The 10923-nt window shown below is 68.5% G+C and carries 10 protein-coding genes and 3 pseudogenes; 12 read left to right on the top strand and 1 reads right to left on the bottom strand.

Annotation, left to right across the window (positions count from 1 at the left end; all coding sequences use genetic code 11):
* The 7 genes and pseudogenes from MCHLDSM_RS34235 to MCHLDSM_RS34215 all read left to right on the top strand — a co-directional run.
* A pseudogene (locus MCHLDSM_RS34235) lies at positions 1-258 on the top strand (acetaldehyde dehydrogenase (acetylating)); the annotation flags it as partial.
* Positions 255-974: pseudogene (gene dmpG, locus MCHLDSM_RS37525) on the top strand (4-hydroxy-2-oxovalerate aldolase); the annotation flags it as partial. The pseudogenes MCHLDSM_RS34235 and dmpG, both read left to right, overlap by 4 nt.
* A gap of 1 nt (position 975) precedes the next feature.
* A pseudogene (locus MCHLDSM_RS40610) lies at positions 976-1424 on the top strand (4-hydroxy-2-oxovalerate aldolase); the annotation flags it as partial.
* A 32-nt stretch (positions 1425-1456) separates the two neighbouring features.
* Complete coding sequence (locus tag MCHLDSM_RS37515) at positions 1457-1579, top strand: 4-hydroxy-2-oxovalerate aldolase family protein (protein ID WP_412178270.1); 123 nt, start codon at positions 1457-1459, stop codon at positions 1577-1579.
* Between the two features lie 154 nt (positions 1580-1733).
* The gene (locus MCHLDSM_RS34225) at positions 1734-2222 is read left to right on the top strand and encodes a heme-binding protein (protein WP_234714271.1); all 489 of its coding nucleotides are present in this window, start codon (positions 1734-1736) and stop codon (positions 2220-2222) included.
* A 130-nt stretch (positions 2223-2352) separates the two neighbouring features.
* A complete protein-coding gene (trhA, locus tag MCHLDSM_RS34220) occupies positions 2353-3024 on the top strand; it encodes a PAQR family membrane homeostasis protein TrhA (protein WP_082169186.1) in 672 nt (223 codons plus the stop codon).
* Between the two features lie 16 nt (positions 3025-3040).
* Positions 3041-5122 (top strand): RecQ family ATP-dependent DNA helicase, encoded by a 2082-nt coding sequence (locus MCHLDSM_RS34215; RefSeq protein WP_048474222.1) that lies wholly within the window; start codon positions 3041-3043, stop codon positions 5120-5122.
* A gap of 2 nt (positions 5123-5124) precedes the next feature.
* Here the strand turns inward: MCHLDSM_RS34215 and MCHLDSM_RS34210 are convergent, their stop codons facing one another.
* Positions 5125-6051 (bottom strand): IclR family transcriptional regulator, encoded by a 927-nt coding sequence (locus MCHLDSM_RS34210; RefSeq protein WP_048474070.1) that lies wholly within the window; start codon positions 6049-6051, stop codon positions 5125-5127.
* A 58-nt stretch (positions 6052-6109) separates the two neighbouring features.
* On the opposite strand from MCHLDSM_RS34210, the gene MCHLDSM_RS34205 reads away from it, so the two are divergent.
* From MCHLDSM_RS34205 to MCHLDSM_RS34185, 5 genes are all read left to right on the top strand, one after another.
* Positions 6110-7237, top strand: a complete 1128-nt coding sequence (locus tag MCHLDSM_RS34205; RefSeq protein WP_048474069.1) for a hypothetical protein — start codon at positions 6110-6112, stop codon at positions 7235-7237.
* 1 nt (position 7238) lies between these two features.
* Positions 7239-8018, top strand: a complete 780-nt coding sequence (locus MCHLDSM_RS34200; protein WP_048474068.1) for an SDR family oxidoreductase — start codon at positions 7239-7241, stop codon at positions 8016-8018.
* Positions 8015-9163: a sulfotransferase family protein gene (locus MCHLDSM_RS34195; RefSeq protein ID WP_048474067.1), complete on the top strand. Its 1149-nt coding sequence runs from the start codon at positions 8015-8017 to the stop codon at positions 9161-9163. Before MCHLDSM_RS34200 ends, MCHLDSM_RS34195 begins: the two co-directional genes overlap by 4 nt.
* Positions 9164-9249: 86 nt before the next feature.
* Complete coding sequence (locus MCHLDSM_RS34190; protein ID WP_048474066.1) at positions 9250-9705, top strand: 2,4'-dihydroxyacetophenone dioxygenase family protein; 456 nt, start codon at positions 9250-9252, stop codon at positions 9703-9705.
* Between the two features lie 3 nt (positions 9706-9708).
* A complete protein-coding gene (locus MCHLDSM_RS34185; RefSeq protein WP_201780416.1) occupies positions 9709-10923 on the top strand; it encodes a cytochrome P450 in 1215 nt (404 codons plus the stop codon).

Genomic DNA, 10923 nt, shown 5'->3' with positions numbered 1-10923 from the left:
GACGTGGTGGCCGAGGTGCAGACCTACGTGCCGGGCTACCGGTTGCTCAACGAGCCGCAGTTCGACGAGCCGTCGGTGGTCAACGGCGGCAACCACGTCGTCACCACGTTCATCGAAGTGGAGGGTGCGGGGGACTACCTGCCGCCCTACGCTGGAAATCTGGACATCATGACGGCCGCGGCTGTAAAGGTGGGCGACGAAATTGCCAGGGATCGCCTCCTTCAGTCTTCGGCAGCCACGACAGGGGGCCACGCATGAGCACCGACGACATCTACTTCAACCCGATGTGGGACGTGCGGATGACCGACACGTCGCTGCGCGACGGCTCTCACCACAAGCGCCACCAGTTCACCACCGACGAGGTCGGGGCGATCGTGGCGGCGCTGGACGCGGCCGGGGTGCCGGTCATCGAGGTGACCCACGGTGACGGGCTGGGCGGGTCGAGCTTCAACTACGGGTTCTCCAAGACCCCCGAGCAGGAGTTGATCAAGCTCGCGGCCGAGACCGCGAAGGAATCGAAGATCGCGTTCCTGATGCTGCCCGGGGTGGGCACCAAGGAGGACATCAAGGAGGCGCAGAACAACGGCGGCTCGATCTGCCGCATCGCCACCCACTGCACCGAGGCCGACGTCTCGATCCAGCACTTCGGGCTGGCCCGCGAGCTCGGTCTGGAGACCGTCGGGTTCCTGATGATGAGCCACACCATCTCCCCGGAGAAGCTCGCCGCGCAGGCCCGCATCATGGCCGATGCGGGCTGTCAGTGCGTGTACGTGGTGGATTCGGCGGGTGCGCTGGTGCTCGAAGGGGTGGCCGACCGAGTCAGCGCGCTGGTGGCCGAATTGGGGTCGGATGCTCAAGTCGGCTTTCATGGGCACGAGAACCTGGGCCTGGGGGTGGCCAACTCGATCGAGGCCGTCCGGGCGGGGGCCAAGCAGATCGACGGGTCGTGTCGCCGGTTCGGCGCCGGAGCGGGTNAATTCGACCGAGTCAGCGCGCTGGTGGCCGAATTGGGGTCGGATGCTCAAGTCGGCTTTCATGGGCACGAGAACCTGGGCCTGGGGGTGGCCAACTCGATCGAGGCCGTCCGGGCGGGGGCCAAGCAGATCGACGGGTCGTGTCGCCGGTTCGGCGCCGGAGCGGGTAACGCGCCGGTCGAGGCGCTGATCGGGGTGTTCGACAAGATCGGGGTCAAGACCGGGATCGATTTCTTCGACATCGCCGACGCCGCCGAAGAGGTGGTGGCCCCGGCGATGCCGGCCGAGTGCCTGCTGGACCGCAATGCGCTGATCATGGGCTACTCCGGGGTCTACTCCAGCTTCCTCAAGCACGCCATCCGCCAGTCCGAGCGCTACGGCGTGCCCGCGCACAAACTGCTGCACCGCGCCGGCCAACGCAAGCTCATCGGCGGCCAGGAAGACCAACTCNGCACGCCATCCGCCAGTCCGAGCGCTACGGCGTGCCCGCGCACAAACTGCTGCACCGCGCCGGCCAACGCAAGCTCATCGGCGGCCAGGAAGACCAACTCATCGACATCGCACTGGAGATCAAACGCGAGATGGACGCCGCGCCGGCCGGGTGAGCGCGGTGTCGCCGAAAATTTCTCTGGGGCTCTGACCTGCGAAGATACCGCTCGGTGTGAGCTGTCCGACGGTGCCCGGTGTTTGGCATCGGCGCCGATCGGCTAGGCCTTGGGGTGCGACCAACTGATCGCAGACCCAAAGGAGTGATTTCTCGTGACTACCGCTACGACCGTTCGACGTGGACTGTTCGGCATGTTCGCCGGCGGCCTGCTCGCATTCGGATCGGCGGCGATCATCGCCCCAGTGGCCAGCGCTCAGCCGGCGCCCGGTCCGGCGCCCGCCCCCGATTGTTCGGCCAGCAGCGTTGCCGGCACCGTCAGCACAGCAGCCGCGTCCGAGGGCGCCTACCTGACGGCCAACCCGCAGACCAACGAGGCGCTGACGCAGATCTCGGCCGAGCCCCAGCCGCAGGCCAAGCAGGCCTACATGGCGTACTTCGCCGAGAACCCACAGGTCGAGCAGCAACTCAAGGCCATCCATGAGCCGGTGAGCGCGCTGAAAGACCGGTGTGGCCTGACCGTCTCGCCGACCCCGGTGGCCCAGGCGGTGTGGAGCACCGACGACCAGGCGCCCGAGGTCCCGGTGACCCCGGCGCCCGGCGCTCCGATGGCCCCGATGGAGCCGGAGATGCCCACGGCCTAGTTCCTGACGATTCCGCGACACTCACCGCGTCTGCCCCGGCAGGCGCGGTGAGTTCGTTCGTGGCCGGTACGCTCGTGCTGCGCCGGCGCGGTTTGCGCCGGCCTGCCGGAGGGTTCGGCCCGTCCGCGACATCGGAGTCCTTCTGACCGACGGTCTTCTCCTCGCCCGCGCGCCCCGCGCCCGCGGCTGGATCCACCTGTGCTGCGCGGTGCTCGCCGTCGTCGCCGGGGTCGCCCTGCTGAAGGCCGCGTGGATCGCCACGTCGCCGGGAGCGCTCGGGGCGGTGGCGGTGTACGTGACCGCCGTCGTCGCGATGTTCACGGTCAGTGCGACGTATCACCGGGTGCAGTGGGGGTCCGAAGCCGCCGAGAAATGGATGATGCGGCTCGACCACTCGGTGATCTTCGTGTTCATCGCGGCGAGTTACACCCCGTTCGCGTTGCTGGTGATGCCGCCCGACATCGGCGCGGACGTGCTCGTCATCGTCTGGACGGGCGCGGCGGCCGGCGTCGCGCTGAAGATGTGCTGGCCCTCGGCCCCGCGCTGGGTCGGGGTGCCGCCGTATCTCCTGCTCGGATACGTCGCCATCGCGTTCGCCGAGGTGCTGCTCGACGGCGCGGGAGTGACGGTGGTGGCCCTGCTGGTCGCCGGCGGCGTGCTGTACAACATCGGGGCGATCCTCTACGGCGTCCGCTGGCCCAATCCGTGGCCCGCCACCTTCGGCCATCACGAGTTCTTCCACGCGTTCACCGCCGCCGCGGCGGCGTGCCACTTCGCCGCCATCTGGCTTGTCGTCCGCTGACGGCACGATGGGGCTCATGGTGACCCGAGACGACGCGCAGGCGATCCTCGAACAACTGGCCGGGCCGGGCGCGCTGCTGCGCGACGACCAGTGGACCGCGATCGAGGCGCTGGTGGTGCAGCGGCGCCGGGCGCTGGTCGTCCAGCGCACGGGGTGGGGCAAATCGGCGGTCTACTTCATCGCCGCGAAGCTGCTGCGCGGCACCGGGCACGGCGCGACGGTCATCGTCTCTCCGCTGCTGGCCCTGATGCGCAACCAGGTGGCCGCCGCCGAACGGGCCGGCGTGCACGCGGCCACGATCAACTCGAGCAACGTCGCCGAATGGGACGACATCCACCAGCGGGTGCGCGACGCCGATCTGGACGTGCTGCTGGTCAGCCCCGAGCGGCTCAACAACCCCGATTTCCGGGACGCCGTGCTGCCGGCGCTCGCGCGCGATGCCGGCCTGGTGGTCGTCGACGAGGCGCACTGCGTCTCGGACTGGGGCCACGACTTCCGGCCCGACTACCGCCGGATCCGCTCGCTGATCGCCGAACTGGGCACCGATGTCCCGGTGCTGGCGACGACCGCCACCGCCAACGATCGCGTCGTCGAGGACGTCGCCGCGCAACTGGGCGTGGGTGGTCGGGACACCCTCGTGCTGCGCGGTGGTCTGGACCGCGAATCGCTGCGGTTGTCGGTGGTGCAGGCCGGCAATCCGGCCCAGCGTGCCGCGTGGCTCGCCGACCACATCGGATCGCTGCCGGGCTCGGGCATCGTCTACACGCTGACGGTGGCGCAGGCCCACGACGTGGCGGCCCTGCTGCGCGAGCGGGGACTCCCGGTCGCCGCGTACACCGGCGCCACGGAGGCCGCCGAGCGCGAGCAGCTCGAGGCGGATCTGCTCGCCGACCGGGTCAAAGCCCTGATCGCGACGTCGGCGCTCGGCATGGGTTTCGACAAGCCCGATCTCGGATTCGTCGTGCACCTGGGCGCGCCGTCCTCGCCGATCGCCTACTACCAGCAGGTCGGCCGTGCCGGGCGCGCCACGGAGCGCGCCGAGGTCATCCTGCTGCCGGGACGCGAGGACGCCGATGTCTGGCGCTACTTCGCGTCGGTGGCGTTCCCGGCTGAATCGTTGGTGCGCAAGGTGATTCGTGAGCTCGACACCGATCGCCCGCTGTCGACGGCCGCGCTGGAACCGCTGGTCGACCTGAATCGGTCGCGGCTGGAGATGGTGCTCAAGGTGCTCGACGTGGACGGTGCCGTTCGCCGCGTGAAGGGCGGCTGGGTCGGCACCGGGGCCCCGTGGGAATACGACGAAGCGCGCTACCGCACGCTCGACGAGGCCCGCAGACGGGAACAGCAGGCGATGCTCGACTACCAGGCGACGCAGGGCTGCCGGATGGCTTTTCTGCGCGCTCAGCTCGACGATCCCGACCTCGGCGCGGACGAGCGGTGCGGCCGGTGCGACAACTGCACGGGGGAGCGGTACAGCGCCGACGTCGACGCGGCGGCCGCCGAGGACACCCGGCGGACCCTGATGCGACCCGGGGTCGAACTGTCGCCGCGCAAACAGTGGCCGACCGGCCTGGCCAAACTCGGCATCGACCTGTCCGGCCGGATCACCGACGGGCCGCAGCCGGGCCGCGTCATCGGCAGGCTGACCGATCTCGGCTGGGGTGCGCGGCTGCGCGCACTGCTCGACGGGCCGGACGGCGAGGTGCCCGACGACGTGGTGACCGCCGCGGTCAAGGTGCTCGCCGCGTGGGACTGGGCGGTCCGGCCGACCGCGGTGATGTCGCTCGATTCCGCGACGCACCCGGTGCTGATCACCTCGCTACGGTCCCGGCTGGCCGAGCTGGGCCGGCTGACCGATCTCGGTACGATGCGCTACGCCCCGGGGCGCCGTCCGGCGACGGCGGCGAACTCGGCGTACCGCGTCGCGGCGCTCAGCGGGGCGTGGTCACCACCCGAGCCGGTGCCTGCCGACGCCGGTCCGGTCCTTCTCGTCGACGACCTGGCCGACACCGGCTGGACGCTGACGATGGCCGCCCGGGTCCTGCGTGCGGCCGGCGCCGCCGAGGTGCTGCCGTTCGCACTGGCCGGCACCAGCTGACGTCAGCCCCACCGCGGCTTGCTGCCGCCGAGCTGCGCGGTGACCTCGTCGGCGGTCGTCACCACCGCGCGGGCCCGTTCGATGATCTCGCGCTCACTCAACGAGGTCCCGATGTGCATGGAGACGACCATCGCCTGCCGCCGGTAGTGGTCGTACACGGGCGCGGAGATCACGCTGATGTCATGGCGTTTCCGTGCCGACCTGTCCTCCCGCAGGGACACCCGCTCGCCGATGTCGGACACCAATTCGCCCAGCAGCGCCCGTAATTCGTCGGGCAGCGTGGCCGACATGCCGGCCATCAGGCTGTACAGCCGGCGGCCACCGGGCGTCAGCCGCTCCACCAGATAGCCATCGGCGCGACACCCGGCAATCACCCGGTCGAGTCGGTCGGAGTCGGTGCGCAGCGGGATCGTCGGTTCCCTGGCCAGCCATTCCCGCACGGCGTCGTCGTCCCACAGCACGAACATCAGCCCCACCGGCGGCGCGAACGGATAGCTCTGCCCGACCTCCACCCCGGGGCGGGCCCCCGGCGGCGCCACGATGTCCAGCAGGGTGATGCGGTCGTCGATCACGCCCGACAGCGCGGCGGTGATCCCGAACTGCGCCGACAGCCGGCGCAGTGCCTCCCGGGCGGTCGGACTGACCCGCATCGACTCCTGTGCCCGGTGGCCCAGCGTGATCAGCGAGGGCCCCAGCCGATAGGTCTTGTCGACGCCGTCACGGACGAGGTATCCGGCGTCGGCCAGCGAGGTGACGATGCCCAGGCAGGTCGGCTTGCTCAGGCCGAGTCGGCGGGCAAGCTCTGAGACCCCGAAGCGTTCGGCCGGCCGCGCGGCGAGGAAGTCCAGCACGGCGACGACGCGGTCGGTCGGGGGCGACATGCGGCGGGAGGTCTCGGCCACGGAAGCAGCATACGGTCCGGTACACATATGGAACAGTGCGGTCGAAATATTGACTAGTGCTAGAACGCGTTCTAGTTTCAGGGGCGTGTACTCCCAACCGCTGATCGATGCGATCGCCGAGGCGGAGGCCCTCGTCGCCGCCGCCCCGTTCATCGAGACCGAAGCCGACCTCCTCGAGGGTCTCCAGTATTTCGCCGGGTGCGTCGCAGCCTGCACGCACGTCGCGTTCGACTACGACCGCGACCATCCGTTCCTGCACAGCGGCACCGGCCCGTTCACCAAGATGGGTCTCGACAACCCCGACACGCTGTACTTCGGTACCCGCGTCGTGCCGGGGCACGAGTACGTCGTCACCGGACGCCGCGGCACCACCACCGATCTGAGCTTCCAGATGCTCGGCGGCGAGTACACCGACGACAACGTCCCCGACAGCGAGACAGCCTTCGACGACCGTGAACTCGACATCGCCGCCGACGGCTCGTTCGAGTGGCGGGTGGTGCCGAAGTCGCCCGCGCAGTTGGTGATTCGCGAGGTGTACAACGACTGGTCGGCGCAGCGCGGCACGCTGGCGATCGCCCGCACCGACACCGCGGGCACGGCGCCGCCACCGCTGACGACGGAGCTGATCGAGAAGCGCTACGCCGTCGCCGGAAAGCAACTGGTGCAGCGGGTCAAGACCTGGCTGCAGTTCCCGCAGTGGTTCTACAACACACTGCCGGTGAACACGATGGTCGCACCGCGGCTCACCCCGGGCGGGCTGGCCACGCAGTACTCGTCGGTCGGGCACTTCGACCTGGCGCCCGATCAGGCGATGGTCATCACGGTGCCCGTGTCGGACGCACCGTACATGGGCTTCCAGCTGGGCAGCCTCTGGTACATCTCGCTGGACTACATCAACCACCAGACGTCGTTGAACGGGACTCAGGCGCAGGCCGATCCGGACGGCAAGATCCGCATCGTCGTCTCCGATGCCAACCCCGGCGTGACCAACTGGGTGGAGACCCTCGGGCACCGCAAGGGCTATCTGCAGTTCCGCTGGCAGCGGGTGTCCCGGCAGCTGACGGAGGCCGACGGGCCGGAGGTGGCCGTGATGGGCGTTGACGAGGTCGCCGGCGCGCTGCCGTACTACCAGGACAACAAGATCTCCGATGAGGACTGGCGGGCGCGGATCGCGTTGCGCCAGCGGCTGATCGGCTACAGGATGGTGGGCTGAGATGGGCATGCTCGAGAACAAGGTCGTCGTGATCAGCGGTGTCGGACCGGCGCTCGGGACGACGCTGGCGCGCCGCTGCGCCCTGGAGGGGGCGGACCTGGTGCTGGCCGCGCGCACCGTCGAGCGGCTCGAGGGCGTCGCCACTGAGATCGACCGCATCGGCCGGCGAGCGGTGTCGGTGGGCACCGACATCACCGACGAGGCGCAGGTGACCAATCTCGTCGAGAAAAGCCTCGAGGCGTACGGCAAGGTCGACGTCCTGATCAACAACGCGTTCAAGGTGCCGTCGATGAAGCCGCTGGCCAAGACCAGCTTCGAGCACATCCGCGAGACGTTCGAGCTCACGGTGCTCGGTGCGCTGCGACTGATCCAGGGGCTGACGCCGGCGCTGGCCGAGGCCAAAGGCTCGGTGGTCAACGTGAACTCGATGGTGGTGCGGCACTCGGATCCCAAGCAAGGCGCCTACAAGATGGCCAAGTCGGCGCTGCTGGCGATGTCGCAGTCGCTGGCCAGCGAGCTGGGCACGCAGGGGATCCGAGTGAATTCTGTTCTGCCGGGCTATATCTGGGGCGGCACATTGCAGGGCTACTTCGAGCATCAGGCCGGTAAGTACGGCACCACGGTCGAGGAGATCTACAAGGCGGCTGCGGTCAACAGCGACCTCAAGCGGCTGCCCACCGAGGACGAGGTGGCCTCGGCGATCCTGTTCATGGCCAGCGACCTGTCCAGTGGGATCACCGGTCAGGCGCTCGACGTCAACTGCGGGGAGTACAAGGCGTGAGCTCCTCCCGGACCGATGTCGGCACCGTCGAGGATCTGCACGCGTCGGCGGTGAAGGCCTGCGGCCTCGACGATTTCGGCAGCGACGACGACAACTACCGGGAGGCTCTGGGCGTCCTGCTCGACTCCTACCAGCGCGACGCCGACCTCACCGAGTTCGGCAGCAAGATGCAGCGCTTCTTCGTGCGCAACGCGCTGGTGGCCCGGCTGGTGTCGGAGGCGGCGTTCAAGCAATACCCGCAGCATGTCGACGTGCCGATCGAGCGGCCGATCTTCGTCACCGGCCTGCCGCGCACCGGCACCACGGCCGTGCACCGGTTGCTCGCCGCCGATCCGCGCCACCAGGGGTTGGAGTTGTGGCTCGCGGAGTTCCCCCAGCCCCGGCCGCCGCGTGAAACCTGGTCGCAGAACCCGGTTTTCCAGCAGCTCGATGCGCAGTTCAGCAAGGCGCACGCGGAGAATCCGGACTACACGGGGCTGCACTACATGACGGCCGACGAGGTCGAGGAGTGCTGGCAGCTGCTGCGGCAGTCGCTGCACTCGGTGAGCTACGAGACGTTGGCGCATCTGCCCACGTACTCGCAATGGCTGTCCCGACAGGACTGGACGAAGCCCTATCGGCGGCACCGCAAGAACCTGCAGTTGATCGGGCTCAACGATGTCGGCAAGCGCTGGGTGCTGAAGAACCCGAGCCACCTGTTCGCCCTCGACGCGTTGTTCGCCACCTATCCGGACGCTCTGGTGATCCAGTGTCATCGACCGGCGGAGACGATCATGGCCTCGATGTGCTCGCTGGCTCAGCACACCACCGAGGGGTGGTCGAACTCGTTCGCGGGCAGCGTGATCGGCGAGGACTCGCTGGAGACCTGGTCGCGTGGGCTGCGGTTGTTCAACGCCGAACGCGCCGAGCATGATCCCGCGCAGTTCTACGACCTGGACTACTTCGCGTTGATCAAGGACCCGATCGGCGCGGTCGAGGACATCTACCGGGCGTTCGGGATCGACGTCACGCCGGATGCGCGGGCGGCCATGGCCCGCACCCACGAGGAGAGCAAGCAGGGGCCCCGGGCGCCGAAGCACACCTACTCGCTCGCGGACTACGGGCTGACCGAGGAGCAGGTCAAGGAGCAATTCGACGGACTCTGACATGTAATATACGAACTATATTACGTGTTTCAAAATACGTGCTAATCTCTTCGTGGGTGTGACGGCCTAAGCGAAGGGATCTGCAGATGACGGTGACCGACATTCCGACCGCGGTGCACGTGGGTGTCGACAAACTACCGTTCGTCGACCTGCCCGACGGCTCGAAACTCAAGGTGATCCAGGTCAAGCACGGCGAAGGCCTCTGGATCGTGGAGAACGTCTTCCGCGCCGGCTACGAGGTGCAACGCCACAAACACACCGGCCCCGTGTACGCCTACACGACGTCCGGGGCGTGGCGGTACAAGGAGTACGACGACGTCAACCGTGCCGGGTCGTTCCTCTACGAACCGGCCAATTCCGTGCACACGCTGCAGGTACTCGAGGACGACACCCACGTGTGGTTCCAGATCTACGGAGCCAACCTCAACCTCGACGAGGACGGCAACGTCGAGAGCGTCACCGACGGGACGAGCGCGCTCGCGGTCTACCTGTCGCTGTGCGAGGCAGCCGGTCATCCGCGCCCTCACGTGCTGATCGGCTGAGCCGTGACCGGCACGGACATCGCCGTGTTCGATCTCGCCGACCCGGACACGTTCCGCAACGGCGCCCCCCACGAGGCGTTGGCGGCGCTGCGGCGCACCGATCCGGTGCTCTGGCAGCCGATGCGCGGCGAGCAGGGGTTCTGGGCGGTGCTGCGGCACGCCGATGTGGTCGAGGTGGCCCGCCGCCACGACGTCTACTCGTCCAGCGAAGGCGGCGTCGTCATCGAGACGCTTCCGCCCGAGACGCTCGCCCGGATGCGCACCATGCTGCTGGCGATGGACCCGCCCCGCCACGGCCACTACCGCTCGCCGGTGTCGGTGCATTTCCGGCCGCGGATGATCGCGCTGCTCGAGCAAGGGGTCCGCGACCTGTGCCGCGCCGTCATGGCCGAGGCGCGCGAACGCGTGGACGTGGAATTCGTCCACGAGGTCGTCGCCCCGTTGCCGACGCAGGTGATCGGCGAGCTATTCGGCCTGCCGCGCAGCGACTGGGGCTACATCCAGGAACTGGCCGAGCGCATCACGTCCGCCCAGGATCCCGACCTGGCCGGTCCGGACGCGAAGGACGGTACCGGTGGCCTCGAGATGGCCTGCTATGCAGTGGAATTCGCTGCGGAGCGACGCAGGCGCGGACTCGACGACGATATGACGAGTGTGATCCTGTCGGCCGACTTCGGGGGTCAGCCCATGAGCGACGCCGACTTCGGCGGGTTCTTCGTGCAGCTGGTCACCGCCGGTAACGACACCACCAAGAGCCTTCTGTCCTCAGGACTCGTGACGCTGCTACGGCACCCGGGGCAACTCGCGGAGCTGCGCGCGGACCCGACACTGATGGCCGGCGCCGTGGAGGAGATCCTGCGCTACGACAATCCGCTGCACTACTTCCGGCGTACCGCGCTGGTCGACACGGAACTCGGCGGCACGCACATCGCCGCCGGCGACAAGGTGGCGATGTACTACACCTCGGCGAACCGGGACGAGGACGTCTACCCCGATGCGCAGACGTTCGACATTCGGCGGCGTCCCAACCCGCATGTGTCGTTCGGGATGGGAGCGCACTTCTGCCTCGGTGCCCATCTGGCCAGACTGGAGGCGCGGCTCTTCCTCCACGAGCTCCTCGAGACGTTCCCGGGCATCGAGCTCACCGACAAGCCGGTGCGGGTGCGGTCGAATCTGGTCAACTCCTACAAGCGCATCCCGGTCCGGTTGACCGCCTGA

It is taken from the genome of Mycolicibacterium chlorophenolicum, from assembly GCF_001044235.1.
GTDB classification, from domain to species: Bacteria; Actinomycetota; Actinomycetes; order Mycobacteriales; family Mycobacteriaceae; genus Mycobacterium; species Mycobacterium chlorophenolicum.
The sequence above is the reverse complement of the archived record's forward strand: the minus strand, read 5'-3'. Positions and strand labels throughout refer to the sequence as shown.